General features: G+C 65.5%; 25 protein-coding genes and 1 tRNA gene. 10 read left to right on the top strand and 16 right to left on the bottom strand.

Annotated elements, in window-relative coordinates:
* The 3 genes from QZ189_RS07035 to QZ189_RS07025 all read right to left on the bottom strand — a co-directional run.
* Positions 1-229 (bottom strand): VOC family protein (locus QZ189_RS07035; RefSeq protein WP_296421402.1); only part of this gene is annotated, 229 nt, incomplete at its 3' end.
* A 62-nt stretch (positions 230-291) separates the two neighbouring features.
* Entirely contained in the window at positions 292-1,293 is a 1,002-nt protein-coding gene (gene hemB / locus QZ189_RS07030) for a porphobilinogen synthase (RefSeq protein WP_010315171.1), read from the bottom strand.
* 59 nt (positions 1,294-1,352) lie between these two features.
* Entirely contained in the window at positions 1,353-1,499 is a 147-nt protein-coding gene (locus tag QZ189_RS07025) for a hypothetical protein (RefSeq protein WP_247477012.1), read from the bottom strand.
* Positions 1,500-1,599: 100 nt separating this feature from the next.
* Between QZ189_RS07025 and QZ189_RS07020 the strand changes: the two genes are divergently transcribed.
* Positions 1,600-1,737, top strand: a complete 138-nt coding sequence (locus QZ189_RS07020) for a hypothetical protein (RefSeq protein WP_010315168.1) — start codon at positions 1,600-1,602, stop codon at positions 1,735-1,737.
* 211 nt (positions 1,738-1,948) lie between these two features.
* Here the strand turns inward: QZ189_RS07020 and gluQRS are convergent, their stop codons facing one another.
* The 3 genes from gluQRS to QZ189_RS07005 form a co-directional block, all read right to left on the bottom strand.
* Entirely contained in the window at positions 1,949-2,905 is a 957-nt protein-coding gene (gene gluQRS, locus QZ189_RS07015) for a tRNA glutamyl-Q(34) synthetase GluQRS (protein ID WP_296419292.1), read from the bottom strand.
* An 83-nt stretch (positions 2,906-2,988) separates the two neighbouring features.
* Positions 2,989-3,264: an HU family DNA-binding protein gene (locus tag QZ189_RS07010; protein WP_010315164.1), complete on the bottom strand. Its 276-nt coding sequence runs from the start codon at positions 3,262-3,264 to the stop codon at positions 2,989-2,991.
* 195 nt (positions 3,265-3,459) lie between these two features.
* Complete coding sequence (locus QZ189_RS07005) at positions 3,460-4,194, bottom strand: MBL fold metallo-hydrolase (RefSeq protein WP_296421401.1); 735 nt, start codon at positions 4,192-4,194, stop codon at positions 3,460-3,462.
* Between the two features lie 56 nt (positions 4,195-4,250).
* On the opposite strand from QZ189_RS07005, the gene QZ189_RS07000 reads away from it, so the two are divergent.
* Entirely contained in the window at positions 4,251-6,305 is a 2,055-nt protein-coding gene (locus QZ189_RS07000) for an isoamylase (RefSeq protein ID WP_296421400.1), read from the top strand.
* A 5-nt stretch (positions 6,306-6,310) separates the two neighbouring features.
* Here the strand turns inward: QZ189_RS07000 and QZ189_RS06995 are convergent.
* Positions 6,311-6,381: transfer RNA gene (locus tag QZ189_RS06995), tRNA-Gly, on the bottom strand.
* Positions 6,382-6,478: 97 nt separating this feature from the next.
* Here QZ189_RS06995 and QZ189_RS06990 point away from each other — a divergent pair.
* The 5 genes from QZ189_RS06990 to plsY are packed head-to-tail and all read left to right on the top strand — an operon-like array spanning position 6,479 to position 10,600.
* Positions 6,479-7,870 carry an MFS transporter gene (locus QZ189_RS06990; protein WP_156797823.1) on the top strand — a complete coding sequence of 464 codons (1,392 nt, stop codon included), beginning with the start codon at positions 6,479-6,481 and terminating at the stop codon, positions 7,868-7,870.
* Positions 7,871-7,882: 12 nt separating this feature from the next.
* Positions 7,883-8,656 carry an ABC transporter permease gene (locus tag QZ189_RS06985; RefSeq protein WP_010315145.1) on the top strand — a complete coding sequence of 258 codons (774 nt, stop codon included), beginning with the start codon at positions 7,883-7,885 and terminating at the stop codon, positions 8,654-8,656.
* Complete coding sequence (locus QZ189_RS06980; RefSeq protein WP_071777941.1) at positions 8,653-9,054, top strand: DUF3119 family protein; 402 nt, start codon at positions 8,653-8,655, stop codon at positions 9,052-9,054. Before QZ189_RS06985 ends, QZ189_RS06980 begins: the two co-directional genes overlap by 4 nt.
* The gene (locus QZ189_RS06975; protein WP_296421399.1) at positions 9,051-9,950 is read left to right on the top strand and encodes a DUF3086 domain-containing protein; all 900 of its coding nucleotides are present in this window, start codon (positions 9,051-9,053) and stop codon (positions 9,948-9,950) included. The genes QZ189_RS06980 and QZ189_RS06975 overlap by 4 nt, the downstream gene beginning before the upstream one ends.
* Complete coding sequence (gene plsY, locus QZ189_RS06970; RefSeq protein WP_247477002.1) at positions 9,947-10,600, top strand: glycerol-3-phosphate 1-O-acyltransferase PlsY; 654 nt, start codon at positions 9,947-9,949, stop codon at positions 10,598-10,600. Before QZ189_RS06975 ends, plsY begins: the two co-directional genes overlap by 4 nt.
* On the opposite strand, the gene proC is transcribed toward plsY, so the two are convergent.
* From proC to der, 6 genes are all read right to left on the bottom strand, one after another.
* On the bottom strand, positions 10,597-11,412 hold the full coding sequence (gene proC, locus QZ189_RS06965; protein ID WP_296421398.1) for a pyrroline-5-carboxylate reductase: 816 nt from the start codon (positions 11,410-11,412) through the stop codon (positions 10,597-10,599). The genes plsY and proC overlap by 4 nt on opposite strands.
* Positions 11,409-11,969 (bottom strand): cell division protein SepF, encoded by a 561-nt coding sequence (locus QZ189_RS06960; RefSeq protein ID WP_247477000.1) that lies wholly within the window; start codon positions 11,967-11,969, stop codon positions 11,409-11,411. Before QZ189_RS06960 ends, proC begins: the two co-directional genes overlap by 4 nt.
* A 94-nt stretch (positions 11,970-12,063) precedes the next feature.
* Positions 12,064-12,711 (bottom strand): YggS family pyridoxal phosphate-dependent enzyme, encoded by a 648-nt coding sequence (locus QZ189_RS06955; RefSeq protein WP_296421396.1) that lies wholly within the window; start codon positions 12,709-12,711, stop codon positions 12,064-12,066.
* 18 nt (positions 12,712-12,729) lie between these two features.
* Positions 12,730-12,996, bottom strand: coding sequence for a PipX family protein (locus tag QZ189_RS06950; protein WP_010315131.1), 267 nt, complete (start codon positions 12,994-12,996; stop codon positions 12,730-12,732).
* A 24-nt stretch (positions 12,997-13,020) separates the two neighbouring features.
* A complete protein-coding gene (locus QZ189_RS06945) occupies positions 13,021-13,929 on the bottom strand; it encodes a CbiQ family ECF transporter T component (protein ID WP_010315129.1) in 909 nt (302 codons plus the stop codon).
* A 24-nt stretch (positions 13,930-13,953) separates the two neighbouring features.
* Complete coding sequence (der, locus tag QZ189_RS06940; protein WP_010315124.1) at positions 13,954-15,318, bottom strand: ribosome biogenesis GTPase Der; 1,365 nt, start codon at positions 15,316-15,318, stop codon at positions 13,954-13,956.
* Positions 15,319-15,458: 140 nt separating this feature from the next.
* Between der and QZ189_RS06935 the strand changes: the two genes are divergently transcribed.
* Complete coding sequence (locus QZ189_RS06935; protein WP_010315122.1) at positions 15,459-15,842, top strand: L,D-transpeptidase; 384 nt, start codon at positions 15,459-15,461, stop codon at positions 15,840-15,842.
* A 115-nt stretch (positions 15,843-15,957) separates the two neighbouring features.
* Here the strand turns inward: QZ189_RS06935 and QZ189_RS06930 are convergent, their stop codons facing one another.
* Positions 15,958-16,413, bottom strand: coding sequence for a DUF1823 family protein (locus tag QZ189_RS06930; RefSeq protein ID WP_296416546.1), 456 nt, complete (start codon positions 16,411-16,413; stop codon positions 15,958-15,960).
* Between the two features lie 28 nt (positions 16,414-16,441).
* Between QZ189_RS06930 and dusB the strand changes: the two genes are divergently transcribed.
* Positions 16,442-17,449, top strand: coding sequence for a tRNA dihydrouridine synthase DusB (gene dusB / locus QZ189_RS06925; RefSeq protein WP_296421403.1), 1,008 nt, complete (start codon positions 16,442-16,444; stop codon positions 17,447-17,449).
* On the opposite strand, the gene QZ189_RS06920 is transcribed toward dusB, so the two are convergent.
* Positions 17,446-18,087, bottom strand: a complete 642-nt coding sequence (locus tag QZ189_RS06920) for a DUF4079 domain-containing protein (RefSeq protein ID WP_247476993.1) — start codon at positions 18,085-18,087, stop codon at positions 17,446-17,448. The genes dusB and QZ189_RS06920 overlap by 4 nt on opposite strands.
* A gap of 13 nt (positions 18,088-18,100) precedes the next feature.
* Entirely contained in the window at positions 18,101-18,895 is a 795-nt protein-coding gene (locus QZ189_RS06915; RefSeq protein WP_296421394.1) for a precorrin-2 C(20)-methyltransferase, read from the bottom strand.
* A 55-nt stretch (positions 18,896-18,950) separates the two neighbouring features.
* Between QZ189_RS06915 and QZ189_RS06910 the strand changes: the two genes are divergently transcribed.
* Positions 18,951-19,490, top strand: coding sequence for an acireductone dioxygenase (locus QZ189_RS06910; protein ID WP_247476991.1), 540 nt, complete (start codon positions 18,951-18,953; stop codon positions 19,488-19,490).
* The last annotated feature ends 57 nt before the right edge of the window (positions 19,491-19,547 follow it).

The following is a 19,547-nucleotide window of genomic DNA, read 5'->3' as shown; positions in this document are numbered from 1 at the left end:
GCACCTGATCCACTTCAGCGCGGTTCTGAACGTGAAAGGCGAAGTGGGGGCCTGCCGCCTTGTAATCCGGGCTAAGCAGGGCAATGCCCTCACCGGTGGGCCACTGGACATAGCACCAGTCCTCGGCTTCCCAGGTCAGCCGCAAGCCCAAATCGAGATAGAAACGCTTGGCCCGCTCCATGTCCTGCACCCGCAGGGCGACATGGCCAAGGCGATGGTTGCAGGACATGGGGCTCAAGGCGACCAACCCATTGTGAGATGGCCGCTGTCTCAACCGTTGAGAAGCCAGCCTCAGCCCTGGCGCAGCCATTCGGCTGCATCACAGGCGTGATAGGTGAGGATCAAATCCGCACCAGCACGCTTGAAGCAGAGGAGGGTTTCAAGCACCACAGCCCGCTCGTCAATCCAACCCTTTTCAGCGGCCGCCTTGACCATGGCGTACTCACCACTGACGTTGTAGGCCGCGATCGGCAGCTCGCTCTCCTCACGGAGGCGGTGAATGATGTCGAGGTAAGCCAGACCGGGCTTGACCATCATGATGTCGGCCCCCTCTTGCTCATCGAGCTGGGCCTCGGTGATGGCCTCGCGGGCGTTGGCCGGATCCATCTGGTAGGTGGACTTGTCCTTCGGGATGGGCTTGCTGGCCACCGCACGAGGGGCGGAATCCAGTGCTTCACGGAAGGGGCCGTAGTAGGCCGAGGCGTATTTCGCCGTATAGCTAATGATGCCGACGTGCTCGAAGCCTTCCTCATCGAGCGCTTCGCGGATGGCACCAACGCGGCCATCCATCATGTCGCTGGGGCCGATCAGATCCGCACCGGCACGGGCCTGGGCAACGGCCTGCTTGCACAGCAGGGCAACGGTTTCATCGTTGAGCACGACCCCTTCGCCACTGACGATTCCGTCATGGCCATCGCAGGAGTAGGGGTCCAGGGCGACGTCCGTCATGATCGCCATCTCGGGGTGCACCTCCTTGAGGCGGCGGATCGCCCGGGGGATCAGGCCACCTTCGTTGAAGCACTCCGCACCGTCTTCGGTCTTCAGGCCATCGGCCACCTTCGGGAAGAGGACTACGCAACGGATCCCCAGGTCCCAGGCACGACCGACTTCCTGCACGAGCCCATCCAGGCTCCAGCGCTGACAGCCGGGCATCGCCCCGATGGGCTCGTTGCTGGCCCCCTCATGGACAAAGAGGGGATAGATGAAGTCCGCGGGACTCAGGGAGGTCTCCCGCACCATCGCCCGCAGGGCAGGGGAACGGCGCAGGCGGCGGGGGCGGTAGGTGAGCTCCATCGGGGGCTGGCTCAGCGAACTCGAGATGGGGCGGATCCTACGGAGCCCTCACCTGCAGGTCAGGTTTCGTTCCCGCCAAACATGTCGTCGTAGCCCTGGTACGGGTCAAATTCCGACCAGCCAGGGCTGGCTTCATTGAAGAGGCCGTAACGGGCCGCCTCGTCATCCATCAGCGTGTTCCCCGTCGGCTGGGTGTTGCAGGTCACTCCCCCATCCGGCGTGGGCTGGCAATCGTCAAAGACCACACCCGCCCGGGCCGAAACCGGAACGCAACAGCAGCTCACAACGAGCAGAGCGCCTGAGAGGATGGGCGCCGCTTTCGCCCTGGCCGCGATGTACACCGACTGGACCGCCATTGCCCTGCTGCTGCTGACTGCCGCACCCCTGTTGGCCGTGGTCGCAACGACGGCTTTCTTCATCTGGCGGCAGAAGACGAAGCGCTGATCAACAGGATGGTGCCCTGACCCACGCATTGCAAGCAGGTGCGGTAGCCGGCCGTTTGCGTGCGCTGGATGCCGCTCCCTCCACACCTGGGACAAGGCTTTGCACCCTCATTGATGGCTGTTTTCCCCTGCTCCTCGGGCCTGGCCATGGGCCGCTCCTGGTGATGGCCTCACTTTGTTCGCAGCCAGGGGTTTTGATCCCGAAGGGATTGTTAAGCCTTGCTCAACTGCTGCCGCAAGGTCCCGAGCTGGCACTGCTGCAACAGCTCCTGGGCGCTGAGACAGGAGCCCTCCGGCACCAGCTCTAAGGAGGCGGCTAAGCGACCAATCGCCGCCTCAGGCAGAACGCCCTGCTCCCGCCAAACCGCAAGGCCCATGCCGCCATCGCGTTTGGACAGGCGCTGGCCCTGATCATCCATCCAGAGGGGCAGGTGCCAGTAACGCGGCGGCTCCACGCCCAGGTGCTGAAGGACCGCCACCTGCGGTCCCGTGGCCGGCCAGAGGTCCAAGCCGCGCACCACATCACTGATGCCGAGTGCCCACTCATCGACCGCGGTCGCCAGGTGATAGGCCAGGAAACCATCGGCCCGGCGCAGCACCACATCACCGACCTCCGTCGGTCCGTCGAGGCACCCCTCAGGACCCAACTGCTCTGGCCAACGAAGGGGGCCCGGCTCCAGCTGCAGCCGCCAACTGGGCAGGCGCTGATCCTCCAGACCCCAACGGGGAGTGAGTGGCCGGCAAAAACCGGGATAGACCCCCGATCGGCCATGGGGGGCCGAGATGTCAGCCAACATCCGACGGCTGCAGCGGCAGGGATAGAGCTGGCCGCTACGCCGCAAGGCCGAGAGGACCGTGGCGTAGAGACCGCGGCGCTCGCTCTGGCGCAGCACCGGTCCATCCCAAAGCAAACCCAGCCAGCGCAGGTCCTCTCGAATGCTGGCCTCCGCCCCTGCTCGATTGCGGGGCGTATCGAGATCGTCAATCCGCAGCAACCACTCGCCGCCCTGCAGCCGGGTGATCAACCAGGAGAGCAAGGCCGTGCGGAGGTTGCCCAGATGCAGTGGACCGGTCGGGGACGGCGCATAGCGACCCCGGCGAGCCGTTTCCTTCAGATCGGCGACCTCGCGCCGTAATGCTCTGAGATGAGAGGGCAGCAAGGTAGACATCGATCAACCGCTAGGCCCGCAACACGCAAAAGGGCGACCCGAAGGTCGCCCTCTGCTCAACACCGTGAATGGGCGCGGCGTGATCAGCCCTGAACGCGATCCTTGAAGAGCTTGCCTGCGGTGAATGCAGGGACGCGCTTCGCGGGGATCTTGATCTTCTGGCCGGTCTTGGGGTTCAGGCCTTGACGGGCAGAGCGCTCGCGGGGCTCGAAGGAGCCGAAGCCAAGGATCGACACTTTCTTACCTTCGACAACCGAATCGATGATGGTGTCGATGGCCGCGTCGACCACCTGGGCCACGTCGGTCTTGGTCAACTCGGTGCGAGCAGCCACGAGATTGACGAGGTCAGCTTTGTTCATCGGAGTGGAAGCCTCTGGGCTCAGTAGCAGCAGGGCGGAGTGAGAAAACCCCGCCACCACTGGTTTCAGCGCGCCAATGGTATGGGGGTTGGCAAGGGGCGGCAACCTCAAAACCCCTTTTCCCATGCCGTTTTTGCCACATTTGCTGCCGAAATCGGCCCTTTCGCACTGTTTTGTGCCCCTACGAGCCGATCCCTAGACGGGCTCCTGGCCCTCTAAAGCAGCCCAGTCCAGGGCCTGCAACTGCTGTTGAACATCAGCGATCAAGGCCTCACCCCGCAGGGCCCCCAAGCCAGCCCCACTCGCCAGAGCAACCGGCGTGGAGCGGGGCAACCAGTCCCCCAAGGCCTCCAGGCTGCGCAACCAACGGCTCCAATGGAACGAACGGCGCGTGCGCAGGGGACGGGCCTCACCCGACGCGACTGGACTGAGAAGCCGCCCGCAGAACAGCAGCGGCGCGCCATTGAATGCCCGATCAGCGAGCAGCACGGCACTGCCCGGGGTCGGGCCTGGGGTCCAGCGCAGGCTGTATCCCGGGGCAAGGGACTGCTCGATCGAGAAGGGCTCGAGTCCATCAACGGTCGGCAAAAGGTAGGCCTCCTGCTCCTGCAGGGAGACCGGCCACTGCAGCTCCTCTTGAAAGCGTCGGGTGCGGCCGTGGCCATCACGGCTGGTCAAGACCAGTCGACCCGGGCCGCGCTCCCGCAGAAAAGCCAGGTTGGCTTGATTCAGTCCTGGACAGTCGATCAGAAGACCCGCGCATCCCTCCCACTCCGGAGTCTCCAGCCACCAGGCCGAGCCCCCCAGCGTGTCGCGGTTGGGGGCAAACAGCCAGAGGTTCTCGAGGACCTGACGCGGCGGGCGCCCTTCCGGCAAGGGCTCTGCAAACACCGAACCGGATGCAGCCTGCTGGGGGCTCTCCTCACTCATGACGGGCCACAACCGCTCCACCACCTTTAGCTTGTGGTGGCAGCCCCCAGGATCCGTTGGCTTCGATCCACCTCGGACAGCCCTGGCCCCTTGGGGCGCAAGCGACGCCCAGGGGGGTGAACTTTTCCCTGGCCGCTCCCAGTGCCAGCCGGATTGAGCTGCTGCTGTTTCGCGATGGCAACGCCAGTGAACCCGAGCAAACGATTGAGCTGAACAGCAGCCACCGCTCCGGCGACCTCTGGCACGTGGAGGTCGAGGGCGTCGGCATCGGCTGCTGCTACGCCTACCGAGTCTTTGGCCCCCTGCAACCGGGAAACCACGGCTACAACCCGTCCAAGTTGCTCCTTGATCCCTGTGCCCGTGCAATCACAGGGTGGGATGTCTACAGCCGGGTCGATGCCCTCGGCGGGATGCCGAATACGGCGAAGTGCCTCAAAGGGGTCGTCACCGAGCGGGATCGCTTTGATTTCCAAGCGGCGCCTAGACCGCGCCACAGCTGGCAGCGCACGCTGATTTACGAGCTGCACGTGGGGGGCTTCAGCCGCGGCCAGGGCAGCCCGGTCACCCCGGACGCCCAGGGGACCTACCTGGGGTTAATCGAACTCATTCCTTATCTCAAGGACCTCGGCATCACCACGGTCGAACTGCTGCCGGTGATGGCGTTCGACCCCCACGATGCACCCGAGGGACGCATGAACTACTGGGGCTACAGCCCCCTCAGCTGGCTGGCCCCCCATCACGGCTACCAGCAGGGAGACGATCCCCTACAGATCCGCCATCAGGTGAGGCAACTGGTGAGCGCCTGCCACCAGGCCGGCCTCGAGGTGCTGGTGGATGTGGTCTACAACCACACCTGCGAGGGCAACCAGGCCGGCCCAACCCTGAGCTGGCGCGGAATTGACGACCGCCTCTACTACCACCAGAACGCCAAAGGCGATTACCTCGACGTCAGCGGCTGCGGCAACTCCATTGCGGCCAACCGGCCCTTGGTGCGGCGCCTGATTCTTGAATCGATGCGCTGCTGGGCCCTGGAGCTGGGGGTCGACGGCTTCCGCTTCGACCTCGGCATCGCCCTCAGCCGCGGGGAAGAACTGGCCCCCCTCGACAAACCACCACTGTTTGAAGAGATCGAAGCCGACCCCGAGCTCTCCGATCTGAAGTTGGTCAGTGAGCCCTGGGACTGCGGCGGCCTCTATCGCCTGGCCGATTTCCCCGCCAAGCGCATTGGCAGCTGGAACGGCCGTTTCCGCGATGACGTGCGTCGCTTCTGGAAGGGAGATGACAAGAGCTGCTGGGCCATGGGCCAACGCCTGAGCAGCAGTCCCGATCTCTTCGGCGGCCAACCAGCCGTCCTGGGGCGCAGCATCACCTTCTTAACCGCCCATGACGGCTACACCCTGAACGACCTGGTCAGCTACGGCGGTAAGCACAACCTGGCCAATGGGGAGGACAACCGCGACGGGGATAACCACAACAACAATTGGAATCACGGCGCCGAGGGGCCCTGCAGCGACCCCGACATCCAATCCCTAAGGAATCGGCAACTGCGCAACCTGCTGGCGAGCCTGCTGCTCGCCCCCGGGGTTCCCATGTTGCTGATGGGGGACGAGGTGCGCCGCAGCCAGGGCGGCAACAACAACACCTGGTGCCAGAACAACATCCTCGGCTGGATGCATTGGGCACCGGACGCGGAGGACCTCGAACTCAAACGGTTCCTGCAACGGCTGATTCAGATCCGCCACCAGTGGGCTGATTTGTTCAATCCCGAGGTGCCCCATGCCGAGGCCAAGTCCCCCCGCTTCGATCAGCCGGGACACCTCATTCGCCAATGGCACGGCCCCAAACTCGGACAACCGGATTGGGCCAGCTGGTCCCACACCCTGGCCTGGAGTCTCAACGACCGTCAGCGGGGCCCCTTGATCTGGTGCGGGATGAACGCCTACTGCGAGGACCTGAGTTTCGAGGTGCCCAAGGTGAATCACGGCTGGCGCCAGGTGATCAACACCGCTGAGGCCGATGCTGCACCCGCCGACCCCCAAGCCTGGAACGGTGCAACCCAGGCCATGAAGAGCCGCAGCCTGGTGCTGCTCGTGGAGCAGAGCTGCTTCTAGAGGGAAGCGGGCTGCGGGAATCGAACCCGCATCATCAGCTTGGAAGGCTGAGGTTTTACCACTAAACTAAGCCCGCAGCAGTACAAACGCACTAGGAGCGTTCGGTGCTGAACGCCAGCGGATCGGGTTTCGCGCTGACTAGAGCATTATGACCTGCGTTCGGGACAGCGTCCTTGGCCGCCACGCCTCAAGCCCCTAGCGATGCCGTCGATCTGCGGGGCAGACCACGTCAACGCTTGCTCTGGGCCTATGGCCTCGGGGACGTCGGCACGGGCATGGGCGCCTCCCTGATTGGCTTCTATTTACTGCGCTTCTACGTCGCCGCGGGTCTTCCCCCCTGGCTCGCCGGCCTGGCCTATGGGCTCGGACGGCTTTGGGATGCCGTCAATGACCCGATCGTCGGCTGGCTCAGCGACAAGACCGTCAACACCAAACTCGGCCCACGTCTCCCCTGGATCCTCTGGAGCGCCGTTCCCCTGGGTGCCTCCATGGCACTGATGTGGTGGCTGCCCCCCTGGGACAACATCTGGACCAAGTTCTGGGTCTTTTTGGTGGTCTCCGTGGTCGCCAACAGCCTCTACACCTGCGTCAATCTCCCCTACACAGCCCTTGCGGCCGAACTCACCACCGACGTCGGACTGCGGACCCGGCTGAACACCTCCCGCTTCACCGGCTCGATCCTGGCCACGATCACCGCGGCCCTGCTGGCGGGGGTGCTGGTGAGCGATCTTCGTGATCCCTCCACCTATCTGCCGGTTGGCCTGGTCTCGGGCGTGATCATCAGCCTCTCGGGCCTGCTCTGCGGTTGGGGCCTGCTGCCGGCCGCCCGCAATTGCCAACGGCCTGAACCCACCCCCGGAACCACCCGCAAGTTGCTGCGGCGGGTGGCCCAGAACGGCCGCTTCTTAATGGTGCTGGCCCTCTATCTGCTGCTCTGGTGCTCCCTGCAGCTGATGCAGGCCGTCTCACTCTTCTTCCTTCCGGTCGTGCTCCAGGTGCCCGAGGGGCTGAGCAAATTGATCCTGTTGCCCTTCCTGCTCAGCTCCCTTGGGGGGCTCTGGCTCTGGAACAACGTCTCCCATCGAGCCGGACGCCTTCAGGCCCTGCGCCAGGGGGGGCTGCTCTGGATCATCGGCTGCCTTCTGGTGATGGTGCTCCAGCCCCTGAACAGCAGCCTGCCCCTGCTGGCCACCGGCAACCTGCTGAAGCTGGTCCTGCTGGTGGTCACCATCGTTTTGGCCGGCATCGGCGCCTCGACGGCCTATCTCATTCCCTGGTCGCTGCTGCCCGATGCCATCGACGCGGACCCGGAGAAGCCCGCCGGGCAGTACAGCGCCTGGATGGTCCTGGCCCAAAAGGTCTGCATCAGCGTCGTCATTGCCCTGTTGGGCATGGTCCTCAGCGCCAGCGGTTACGACGAAGCCCTCGCCAACACCGCCCAACCGGCCAGCGCCCTAGTGGCGATCCGGCTGTGCATGGGCATCATTCCCGCAGTGTTGGTGGTTCTTGGGCTAGTGGTGACGCGCCGCTGGCCCGAGAGGGGCCTGCATCTTCAAGCCAGCTAGCCACCCCATCGCATGCCTGCCCGCCGCCTTCCCGCCTGGCTTCGCCCCCGCTGGCTGACCCGCTTGGGGGAAAGCCTGCTGATTGGCGGTCAAGCCGTCTCGGCCCTGGCCAAGGGCCAGATCAACCCGAATGACCTCATCGCCGAATTGATGGAGGCGGGCCCCGGCAGCTTCCTGATCATCCTGATCACCGGCCTGGCGGCAGGCACGGTGTTCAACATCCAGGCCGCCTCGGAGCTGGTCAAGCAGGGCGCGGGATCAACCGTGGGCGGGATCCTGGCCCTGGGACTGGCCCGTGAAATCGCACCGATCCTCACCGCCACCCTGGTGACCGGAAAGGTGGCCACGGCCTATGCCGCCCAACTGGGGACCATGAAGGTCACCGAACAGATCGACGCGATCACGATGCTGCGCACCGACCCGGTCCAGTACCTCGTCGTCCCGCGTCTGCTGGCCATGGTTGTCATGACCCCTGTCCAATGCCTCGCCTTCTTCGGGGTGGCGATCTGGTCGGGTCAAGTCAGCAGCGCCATCCTCTACAACATCCCGCCGGATGTCTTTTGGACCTCCGTGCGCGGCTGGATGCAGCCCTCGGACCTGCCGGCGATGCTGCTGAAGGCCGGTGTCTTCGGCCTTCAGATTGCCGTGATCGCCTGCGGCTGGGGCCTCACGACCCGGGGCGGCCCCAAGGAAGTCGGCACCAGCACCACTGGCGCCGTGGTGATGATCCTGGTGACCGTGTCCTTGATGGATGTGGTCCTGACCCAATTGCTCTTCGGTTCATGAGTCCTGCAACCGTGACTGGATCCGGTCCGAACCCTGATCAGGGCACGATCCTGGCCCCGCGGATCTGGGTGCCCCTGGGGGTCCTGCTGCTGGGCTTGGCCTGCCTGCTGCTCAACGTTTGGGCCGCCGCGCTGGTCAGCGTCTTTGGCCTGTTCCTGCTGGTCCAGAGCCAGATCCTGCGCCTGCAGTTCTGCGCTGAGGCCCTGATCGTCTGGCGGGGCGAGAGCGTCCTGCGCCGCTTCCCCTACAGCGAATGGCTCAATTGGACGGTGTTCTGGGGGCCATTCCCTGTGCTGTTCTATTTCCGTGAACAGCAGAGCATTCACTTCCTGCCCGTGTTGTTTGATGCCAACAGCCTGCGCGAGCAGCTCAACCACCACGTGAGCGCCCAGCCATGAGCGACGACGCCACCAACCCAACACAACCGGACGACTGGACGGCCCTAGCCACCAGCGAACTGCGGCAGCAGCGCGATGCCCTGCAGCAGGAGATCAGCGAGCTGAGCAGCCGCCGGGATCAACTGCAGCAGGAGATCCAAAGCAGCTTTGCCGGCCAATCCGACTCCATCGCCCGGCGGGTGAAGGGGTTCCAGGACTATCTGGTGGGAGCCCTCCAGGAACTGGCGGTCTCCGCCGAACAGATGGAGCTGGTGGTCCAGCCCCTGGTGGTCCAGCCCTCTCCCTTGGATCAAGCAGCCGCAGCCGAAGCCCAAGCCACAGCGGCGGCTGAGATCCCGGCTCCGGCACCGGCGGGGCTGTTCAGCAATGACGAAGCGCTGATTCGCGATCGCCTCGAGAGCTTCCAAGGCCAGGCCGACTTCTACGCCGATCCCTGGAAACTGCGCCGGAGCCTTGAACCCGCTGGTGCGGCTCTGCTGGAGGACTGGTTCCTGGCCCAAGGGGGCCGCGGAGCCCAACCCAGCTGCGGCAGCCGCAACCGCAATGCCCTGACCACCGCCGCCGCCATCTCGATCCTGGGCGAGCTCTACGGCGAGCGCTTCCAGACCTTGGTGCTGGCGGGGATGCCCGAGCGCCTCGGGGAATGGCGCCGGGGCCTGCAGGATTGCCTGGGCCTGAACCGCGAAGACTTTGGGCCCAGCAGCGGCATTGTTCTCTTCGAGCGCGCCGATGCCCTGATCGAACGGGCCGACCGCCTGGAGGAGCGCGGCGAACTCCCCTTCATCGTGGTGGACGCGGCCGAGCCGGCCGTCGAGGTGCCGATCTTGCAATTCCCGGTCTGGCTGGCCTTTGCCGGCAGCCCCACCGAGCTCGCCCTGGAGGATGACCTGCTGTGACCGACTTCGTGATCGCGCCTCTGCTCACCCTGGCTCTGGCCTACCTCTTGGGCTCGTTCCCCAGTGGCTACCTGGCGGGGCGTTGGCTCAAGGGAGTCGACATCCGCACCCTGGGATCCGGCTCCACCGGCGCCACCAACGTCCTGCGCCAAATCGGCAAGGGCCCCGCTTTGGTGGTGTTCCTGATCGATGTGCTGAAGGGCACCGCCGCGGTGCTCCTGGCCAAAGCCCTACTCCAGCCCGATGGCACCAACGCCCTGAGTGATTGGTGGGTGGTCGCCTCCGGTTTAGCGGCGTTGGCCGGCCACATCTGGCCCATCTGGCTGGGCTGGCGTGGGGGTAAGGCCGTTGCGACTGGATTGGGGATGCTGCTGGGCCTGGCCTGGCCCGTCGGCCTGGCCACCTTCGGGGTCTTCCTGACGGTGATCAGCGTCAGCCGCATCGTCTCCCTCTCGAGCGTGCTCGCCGCCCTGAGCCTGCCTCTGCTGATGCTGGCGCGCTTCGCCTCCCTGGGAGAGGCGATCCGTCCGGCCTACCTGAGCCTCTCGATCGTCGCGGCCGTGCTGGTGATCTGGCGCCACCGCAGCAACCTGAGCCGGATCGCTGCGGGCACCGAGCCCCGCCTGGGGGACAAGAAAAAAGAGGCCTAACCGAGCGCGCGGCTGCGCTCTGCGGCCGCCACGACAGCCTCAATCAAGGCGGACCTCAGACCTGAGCTCTCGAGGGCGCGGACCCCGGCAATGGTGGTGCCGCCCGGGCTGGTCACCATGTCCTTGAGCTGGGCGGGATGCAACTGCTGCTCATGCAACAGCGCGGCGGTCCCCGCCAAGGTGCGATGGGCCAGGTGCAGAGCTTGCGCCCGCGGCAGGCCGGAGGCCACCGCCCCATCCGCCATGGCTTCAGCCACCAAGGCCACAAAGGCGGGTCCCGATGAGGTCAGCGCGAGGAAAGCATCGAGCTGCGTTTCAGGCAGCTCCAGCACCTCACCCACCTGGGCAAACAACTCCAGCAGCCAATCCTTCTGCTCGGCCTCAAGACCCTCGCCCCAGGCCAAGGCCGTCAGGCCAGCGCGCACCAGGCAGGGGGTGTTGGGCACCGAGCGCACCACACGCCAGCCGGGGAAGAGGCGCTGCAAACGCTCGAGCTTCACCCCGGCCAACACAGAAATCAGCAGCGGCGATGCACCGGGAGCGGGGGCTGGAGCCGCGGCTGCCACGGCCTCCAGCTGCTGAGGCTTCACCGCCAGCATCACAACCGGAGCCGCCCAGGCTTCACGGCCATCGACGCTCACCGAAAGGCCCGCGTGCTCAGTCTGTAGACGCTGGGCCGAGGCCTGGGAGGCGACGACGGCGCGCACCGAAGCACGCTGCACCAGGCCGCTCTCCAGCCACGGAAATAGCAAAGCCTGGGCCATGCGGCCCAGGCCAATCACCCCGAAGGTCGAGGGGGAGGTGAGGCTCAACCGACGTTCGCGCCGTACTCACGGCCCCAGGCGGGGGTGGGGGCGATGTCCTGCTGGGGCTCATCAACGCTCTCGCGGTGAGCCACGGTGGGGGCAGAGGCCTCTTCACTGCCGGCGCTGGTGACGGTGACGCAGCTCGGGGCAAACAGGAAGATGCTCTCGCCGACGCGCTCTTGGTGTCCGTCGATGGCGAAGGTGCCGCCGGCCACGAAGTCAACGGCGCGCTGAGCCTGATCGGGCTCCATCATCGTGAGGTTGAGGATCACGGTCTTGCGCTCACGCAGGGCCTGGATCGCGCGAGGCATCTCGTCGAAGCTGCGGGGCTCCATCAAGGTGACCTCAGCCGCCGAGGTGGAGATGCCGGGCATGCCAATCACATTGCTCCCAGCGAAGGGATCAACGGAATCGAAATCGCTGGTCAGAGCGAGTGCACCAGAGGGGGTCGAACCACTGGTTTCAGGCATGTCGCCCTGGTCGTAATCGAGATCGTCGTCCTCATAACCGTCGAGGTAATCGTCTCCGGAAACAACTGCACGCAGGCGGGAGAACAACGACACCGTGAAACCTCGGATTTGGCTTTCAACCTAGATAGCGTCCCACGCGAGCGGTGACAAGGGTTTCAGCGGATCATTGTTGGCTTTCATGCCGGTTTCAAAGCTTCGGACCAAAGAGGGCTGAACCCACCCGGACCCAGGTGCTCCCAGCGGCGGCCGCCTCGGGCCAATCACCGCTCATTCCCATCGACAATTCGGCCAGACCCAGGCGCTGGGCAAGAGCCGAACACTCCGCAAATAACGCCTCCCGCTCTGCCCCCTCCACCTCCAGGGGAGCCATGGTCATCAGACCGACAATCCGCAGGTGCGGCAGCTGCTGAAGCCGCGGCCATTCCCGCTCCAATTCCTCAACGGAGAGGCCCCCTTTGTTGGGATCGGGGCGCAGCTTGACCTGAAGAAAGATGGAGGGCAGCAGCCCTTCCTCTCCTGCAATCCGCGAGATCCGCTCGGCCAGGCTCAAGGAGTCCACGGAGTGAATCACGCTGAATTGCTTCAGCACCGGCCGCACCTTGTTGGCCTGCAGACGGCCGATGAAGTGCCAATCCAGGTCAACGCAATCGGCCAGTTCCTGCTGCTTCGCCGTGGCCTCCTGCAGGCGGCTTTCACCAAAGCTGCGTTGCCCGGCTTGCGCCAACGCGCGAATGCTGCTGGCGGGGTGGCCCTTGCTCACCGCCAGCAAACGGGTGTGGGAGGGCAACTGTGCAGACAGGGCTGCAAGACGATCTGCAGCAGGGGAAGTGCCCAACAGTTAGAGGCCCAACGGCTAGATGAAGGTCTTGTCGAACAATTGTCGCCAGCTGGCATGCACCTCGGGACCTTCTCGGCGGGCGCGATTGAGATTTTGCTCGGCCAGATGGCGGGCATCCATCAAGGGGATGACCTCAAATTCGACGCTGCGGCCCTGCACCGTGACCAGAAAAAACATCCTCTGGGCGTAGAGGGTGGCGTAGACCTCCCGGCCATCGCCCGTCTCGGCGACGCGATAGAGCAAGCCAAAGGTGGGGTGATTGAGATAGCGCTCGTTGCTCACACGCCAAGGTCGGCCAACCGTCTATCAAAGCGCACCGAAGCGCCAGCGCAGCACCAGAACGGCAAGCAAGCCCATCCAGCCGAAGGCCTGAAGCACGGGGGCACGAAGCCTGGAGCGCAGGAGTTGTGAGGGGGCCATCCACTGACCGCCCCGGGCCAACAGGGCCTCCGCCCCCTGCTCCGCCCTCAACAAAACGTTGGCCAGCAACCGCTCCCCCAAGGCCAGGACCAGGCCGACTGACGCCTGAAAGCCCAAGCGCCGCAGGTTGACCGAACGGGTGGCGAGGGAGCGCAGGAGGTTCTGGAACTCCTCTTGAACCAGCGGCAGAAAACGCAGAGCCAACAGCAAGGTGAAGCCCAGCCGCTCCACGGGAACCCCCAGGCGACCCAGGGGAGCGATGCACCAACTCAGGCCCCAGACCAACTCCTCCGGTGGGGTGGTCAGCAGCAGCAGGTTGGCGCTGTGAATCACCGTGAACAGGAGCGTGGCGCTGTTGATCCCCAACTCCGCCGAGCGGCGGGTCACCACCAACGGACCGAGCGGCAGGGGGCCCAGTTGCACCGGACCCAGCCGCAGCAACTCCCAACGCAGTCCCTGCTGATCGGAGCCCAACTCCAATTCCTGGGGAGGACGATTCAAGGAGGCAGGCGCCAGGGATCCCGTCGGCAGGGTCGTCGCCAGGGCTCCCACCAACACCGAGAGGACCAGAAGCAAGGGAAGGGTGCGGCGCCAGAGGCGCCAGGGCAGCCCACTGCAGGCGGTGAACAGCAGCAACAGACCCACCAGGGCCAGCCGCCACCAGGGTCCAGCCAGGATCGGGGTGAGAAGAAACGCCACCGTCCAGGCCAGCTTCAGGCGGGCATCGAGAAGCCGCAGCCAGCTGCTGGTTCCATCGACGTACTGGCCGATGGGGATCTGCCGCAACCAATCCATCAGGGCTGAAGCCGGCTCAGGCCCTCAGCGTCCCCTGGCCTGCTGCCGCGCCAGATCCCGCTCCGCATCGCGCTGCTGCTTACCGCGCCAGAACAACTTGAGCGGCGACCCCTCAAAGCCCAGACCCTCACGGATTTGCCGTTCGACGTAGCGACGGTAGGTGTCCCCAAACAACTTCGGGTCGTTCACGAACAGGGTGAAGCTTGGGGGGCGAACGGCCACCTGGGTGCCGTAGTAAATCCGGCCCTGACGTCCGCCGCGACTGGTGGGCGGAGAGCGCCAACTGACCGCTTCTCTGAGCACCTCATTGACGACCGAGGTGCTGACGCGGCGGCGATGCTGCTCCACAGCAACGGCCGCGATCGCAAAGATGCTTTCCACCCGCTGACCGGTCAGCGCCGAGGTGAAGAGCATCGGAGCCCAGTCCAGGAAATAGAGCTTGGCCCGCAGCTCTTTTTCCATGGCCGGCATGGTGTGGCTGTCTTTTTCGATGGCGTCCCACTTGTTGACCACCACCACACAGGCGCGCCCCTCTTCTTCAATGCGGCCCGCGAGGCGTTGATCCTGCTCGGTGACGCCATCGAGGGCATCGATCACCAGCACACAGACATCGGAGCGCTCGATCGCCTTGAAGCTGCGGTTGATGCCGAAATACTCCGGCCCGTAGTTCACCGAACGGCGGCGGCGAATACCGGCGGTATCCAGCAATTTCCAGGGCTTCCCTTCCCGCTCGATCGAGGTGTCGATCGTGTCGCGGGTGGTGCCGCGAATCGGACTGACAATGGCCCGCTTCTCGCCGCAGACCGCGTTCAGCAGGCTGGACTTGCCGACATTGGGACGGCCCACGATGGCCATCTGGATGGGCTCCTCCCCCTCCAACTCCTCGGCGGCCGGCAGATGGTCCACCATCCGATCGAGCAGATCGCCGGTCCCAGCGCCGTGAATGGCGGAGATCGGGAAGGGCTCACCGAGTCCCAGGCTCCAGAACTCGGCGGCCATGGCGAGGCCCGCCTCAGGGGACTCACATTTGTTGACCGCCAGAAGCACCGGAACGTTGTGCCCCCGCAGCCACTCGGCGATGGACTCATCTGCAGCCGTCAGCCCCTGCTGGCCATCGGCGATCACCACCGCAACTGAGGCCTCGGAGAGGGCGAGGTTCGCCTGCTCACGAATTTCCGGCAGGAATTCGCTGTCGTCGTCGAAGACCAGACCACCGGTGTCGACCACCTTGAAATGGCGATCCCGCCAATAGCCCTGCTGATAGGTGCGATCGCGGGTCACACCGGGTTCGTCGTGAACGATGGCCTCGCGACTACGGCAGAGGCGGTTCACAAGGGTGGATTTGCCCACGTTGGGGCGGCCAATAATGGCAACGACGGGCAACGCCAAAGAGTTATCGCAACAACTGCCGTAATCCGACCCTACAGGCCGGCAGAAGCGAAAATCTTTCCGCCAGTCTCAAAACGAGACCAGGCGAGTCTCGCTAGAGGAGGGGTGTTCTGTCCCCCGCCCGACGGCGGTCTCCCGCGATGGTGGAACTGATTGCCTCGATCGTGGTCGATCTCTCCGACCAGAAGCTCTACGTCTACAACCAACAACAAGAGCTCGTTCGCACGGTGCTGGTGAGCACTGGCAAAGGCTCCACTCCCACACCGATGGGTGTTGGCCAGGTCTACGACAAGTACCGGAGCGTGACCATGCGCGGCCGGGGCTATGTCGCGCCCAACGTGCCCTGGGCGATGTGCATCACCCAGAACGGAATGATCTGCATGCACGGAGCCCCCTGGCAGGAGCAGGCCAATGAGGCCTTTGGCGTGCCCCGCAGCCACGGCTGCATTCGGATCCCCAGCCCCCATGCCCGCTGGCTGTTTGAGAACACACCCAAGGGAACACCCGTCAGCATCCAGGCCTGAGCCATGCGGGGAGGGCCTTCAAGCCAGATCCTGCAGCTCCTGAGCCTGGAGCTGTTGATCGTGGGCCTGTGGGTCCTGGCCCTCCCTGCCCATCAGGCCCCCGCGAGCCCGGGGATCAGCCAATCGGCAGGTCGCCTGGATGCCCCTGGACCGGATCAGCGGGTTGCTCCAACAAAGGAGGCATCGGACCGCTAGCGGGCAGGGGTTCGCCCCGCTCCGCCAGGTGGGCCAGCAGCCAGTTCACGGCGGTGGCCCGGCGGGTGCGGCGTGGATAGAGGCCGCCAATCCGGTAGCCGCCAAAGCCCAGCTGCTCCTTGAGCAGCTGCTTGTAGGGCTTGGGAACCGACCGGGTCAGGGCCACGCTGGCTGGACGCTCGGCAATGAACTGGGGCTCGATTGGAAAGGACTCCCGCCAACTGGCCTCCGTCGCCGGGCCGGCGCTCCAAACCCCCTCGCCGTTCTGCTCGTATCCCAAGCGCGGCCAGATCAACTCACACACAAAACGATCGTTGGTGCGGTCCTCCAGCACCGCTTCCAGCAGCGCCCTGCTGAGGGGGTAGGGAATGGGCATCGACCTGGAGTCCGAGAATCGGATCACCATGATCACGCCCGCCCTCACCACCGAAGCGATTCAGCTGTCCGGCCAGGGCACACCGCGCCTGCTGCGCTGCCGCGCCCTGCAGTCGCCCTTGGCGGGTGTGAGCGATCGCATCTTCCGCGGGCTGGTGCGGCGCTGGGCGCCCGATGCCCTGCTGTTCACCGAGATGGTCAACGCCACCAGCCTGGAGCTGGGCCATGGCCTGCAAAAGGTCGAGGAGCTGGCCCTCGAGCAGGGGCCCATCGGCGTTCAGCTGTTTGATCACCGGCCCCAGTCGATGGCCGATGCGGCCCGCAGGGCGGAGGCCGCCGGGGCCTTCCTGATCGACATCAACATGGGCTGCCCGGTCAAAAAGATCGCCAAAAAAGGGGGCGGCAGCGGCCTGATCCGCGAACCCGATCTGGCCAGCCGCATCGTGGAGACGGTCTCTGCGGCCGTCTCGATCCCAGTCACCGTGAAGACCCGGCTGGGCTGGTGCGGCAGTGACCTCGACCCGGTGGCCTGGTGCCGTCAACTGGAGAGCGCTGGGGCCCAGCTGCTCACCCTCCATGGCCGCACCCGGGAACAGGGCTTCAAAGGAAGCGCCGATTGGCAGGCCATTGCCGCTGTCAAACGCGCCCTGGCCATCCCTGTGATTGCCAACGGCGACATCAACTCCGCCGCCGATGCCCTGCGCTGCCTGGAGCAAACCGGCGCCGATGGGGTGATGGTGGGGCGGGGAAGCATGGGGGCCCCCTGGCTCGTCGGCCAAATCGATGCGGCCCTCAGCGGCCGGCCGATCCCAGAGGCCCCCTCAGCGCTTGAGCGGGTGCTGCTCGCCAAGGAACAACTCCAGGCCCTGGTGGCCGCCAAGGGCGACCACGGGCTGCTGATCGCCCGCAAACACATGGGCTGGACCTGCAATGGCTTCACGGGCGCCCCGCAACTGCGGCACGCCCTGATGCGGGCGCCAACGCCCGCCGAAGCCATCGCACTGCTGGATCAAACCGCCGCGGCCCTCGCCAGCTAGTAAGCGCCGATCTGCAGCAGGTCCCGGGTGCCGCTGACCCCCTGCACGGCAAACAACAGGAGGATCAGCACATTGGCGCTGATGTGCAGCTGCCGCAGCCGAGGGTTGCGCTTGATCTCCGGCCGCGCCGAGAGCGTGAACAGCATCAGACCGCTCAGCAGAACGCCCGCCCAGTAGTGGGAGCTCCAGAACCCCGCGCCGAATGGATTGTCGGAGAGACGCCAGATCTCAGCCTGACTGCCCAGGCCCAGGACTCCGGCCCAGCAGAGCAGCGCAAAACTCGCCCGCCAGATCGCCCGGTGCACCCGCAGCAGAGCCGCCAGGGCCACCAGGGTCCCGGCCGACACCAGCAGCAGGAGCCCGTAGCGGCCGGCGCCGCCGCTGAAGTCCGCACCGGCCTCCAGATAGGCCTTGCTGAACGAATAGACGATGGCAATCAGCACCGCCACGACCACCCCAACCGTCAGCCAAAGGCCATGGTCGGCGTGCTCCTGCGGCACCGGTTCGGGCTGCTTGGTGATGCCCAGGCGCTTCTCGCGCACCAGCAGGCCCAGACGAACCGTCGCCCCCATCAGGGGATAGACGAACAGGATCACCAGCACCGGGTGGAGCAGGGCAAACCAGTCAATGGCGCTCATGGCAACAGCTCCTCTAGGGCAGAACCTTGGGCCAACCCTGACGGATCAGCAACAGTGAAAAGTAGGGCTGCTCGTCCGCCGGGATCGAATCGGCCGGGGCCAAGAGCTGATCGGGCCAGCCCACCCGCTGGGCAAACAGGCTGCTGCCGAGCAGACCGCGACGCTCCAGGAGCGGTTGCACCCAGCGCCAGCGGCGGCCCAATTTGAGCAGGGCCAACACCACCTCTTGATGGCGCGCCCAATCCAAGAGAGCCTCCAGGGCCTCTGGATCCTCAGGCGTGGGGCGAATCATCAGACCCTCCTGCTGCAGGGCCAGGGGCCAAGGGAAGCCTTGGGCCGAAGCCGCCGCCGCAGCCGCCGCGGCCGCGGTAATCCCAGGAATCACAGCCACAGGCACCCCTGGATGGCGATCGGCCAAGGCCAGCAGGGCATAGGAGCAGCTGGCATAGAGCGAGGCATCCCCCTCACACAGCAACACCACCGCCTGGCCCTGCTCCACGGCCAGCGCCAGGGCATCGGCGGCCTCTCGCCAGGCCTGTTGGCGCGGCTCCGCCTCCGCCACCATCGGGAACAGCAAGGGCAGCCGCCGTTGCGCAGCCGAGATCCAGGGCGCCGCGATCTGGGCCGCCATGCCCTCGGCGTCGGGTCTTGCCACGGGATAGGCCACCACGGCCGCCGAGGCGATGGCCTGGATCGCCGCCACTGTTAGTAACTGGGGATCACCCGGACCCACACCCACCAGGGTGACCCCAGGCTTGGCCGCCGTGGCAGCGTCTGCCAAGACGCGCAGGATCGCGCTGGAGGACATCGAAGGGGGCTCAACCGGCCCCTTTCTAGGGTGATGGGATTCAGCGGGCTGGGCGATGAGCGACCTGCAGGTCTTCGGCGAGGCCGAGCAACAAGCCAAGCTGACGACGAACGATCCGGCGGTCATTGCCGCTGAACTGGCTGAGCGGGGCATCGGCTTCGAGCGCTGGCCGGCCCGTGAGGCGCTCCCGGCGGGTGCGGGTCCCGAGGACGTACTCAAGGCCTATGCCCGGGAGATCCAAGCGGTCCAAGCCCGGGGCAGCTACCCGACGGTCGATGCGATTCGGATGACCCCGGACCATCCCGAGCGCGCCGCCCTGCGCCAGAAGTTCCTCGCCGAACACACCCACGCCGAAGACGAGGTGCGTTTTTTTGTCGAAGGGCGAGGGCTCTTCTGCCTGCACATCGGCGAGGAGGTGCTGCAGGTGCTCTGCGAAGCCGATGACTGGATCAGCGTGCCCGCCGGCACCAAGCACTGGTTCGATATGGGGGCAGAGCCCTGCTTCTGCGCCATTCGCTTCTTTGACAACCCCGAGGGCTGGGTGGCGCAGTTCAGCGGCGACCCGATCGCCGATCGCTTCCCCCGTCTGAACTAAGCCTGGATGCCCACCGAGTGCATCCGAACCAACTCCGGACGCTCCAAGCTGCCGCTG

The organism is Vulcanococcus sp. CPBay_Sum15L08_68 (assembly GCF_017855895.1).
GTDB lineage: Bacteria > Cyanobacteriota > Cyanobacteriia > PCC-6307 > Cyanobiaceae > Vulcanococcus.
The sequence above is the reverse complement of the archived record's forward strand: the minus strand, read 5'-3'. Positions and strand labels throughout refer to the sequence as shown.

Excerpts from the sequence above, each read along its gene's own strand:
- QZ189_RS06915 (WP_296421394.1), bottom strand. The coding sequence starts at position 18,895 with ATGTCCTCCAGCGCGATCCTGCGCGTCTTGGCAGACGCTGCCACGGCG.
- QZ189_RS06930 (WP_296416546.1), bottom strand. The coding sequence starts at position 16,413 with ATGCCCATTCCCTACCCCCTCAGCAGGGCGCTGCTGGAAGCGGTGCTG.
- QZ189_RS06980 (WP_071777941.1), top strand. The coding sequence starts at position 8,653 with ATGAGTCCTGCAACCGTGACTGGATCCGGTCCGAACCCTGATCAGGGC.
- hemB (WP_010315171.1), bottom strand. The coding sequence starts at position 1,293 with ATGGAGCTCACCTACCGCCCCCGCCGCCTGCGCCGTTCCCCTGCCCTG.
- QZ189_RS07005 (WP_296421401.1), bottom strand. The coding sequence starts at position 4,194 with ATGAGTGAGGAGAGCCCCCAGCAGGCTGCATCCGGTTCGGTGTTTGCA.
- QZ189_RS06910 (WP_247476991.1), top strand. The coding sequence starts at position 18,951 with ATGAGCGACCTGCAGGTCTTCGGCGAGGCCGAGCAACAAGCCAAGCTG.
- QZ189_RS06975 (WP_296421399.1), top strand. The coding sequence starts at position 9,051 with ATGAGCGACGACGCCACCAACCCAACACAACCGGACGACTGGACGGCC.
- QZ189_RS07020 (WP_010315168.1), top strand. The coding sequence starts at position 1,600 with ATGGGCGCCGCTTTCGCCCTGGCCGCGATGTACACCGACTGGACCGCC.
- QZ189_RS06985 (WP_010315145.1), top strand. The coding sequence starts at position 7,883 with ATGCCTGCCCGCCGCCTTCCCGCCTGGCTTCGCCCCCGCTGGCTGACC.
- QZ189_RS06945 (WP_010315129.1), bottom strand. The coding sequence starts at position 13,929 with ATGGATTGGTTGCGGCAGATCCCCATCGGCCAGTACGTCGATGGAACC.
- dusB (WP_296421403.1), top strand. The coding sequence starts at position 16,442 with ATGATCACGCCCGCCCTCACCACCGAAGCGATTCAGCTGTCCGGCCAG.
- QZ189_RS06920 (WP_247476993.1), bottom strand. The coding sequence starts at position 18,087 with ATGAGCGCCATTGACTGGTTTGCCCTGCTCCACCCGGTGCTGGTGATC.
- QZ189_RS06935 (WP_010315122.1), top strand. The coding sequence starts at position 15,459 with ATGGTGGAACTGATTGCCTCGATCGTGGTCGATCTCTCCGACCAGAAG.
- QZ189_RS07010 (WP_010315164.1), bottom strand. The coding sequence starts at position 3,264 with ATGAACAAAGCTGACCTCGTCAATCTCGTGGCTGCTCGCACCGAGTTG.
- gluQRS (WP_296419292.1), bottom strand. The coding sequence starts at position 2,905 with ATGTCTACCTTGCTGCCCTCTCATCTCAGAGCATTACGGCGCGAGGTC.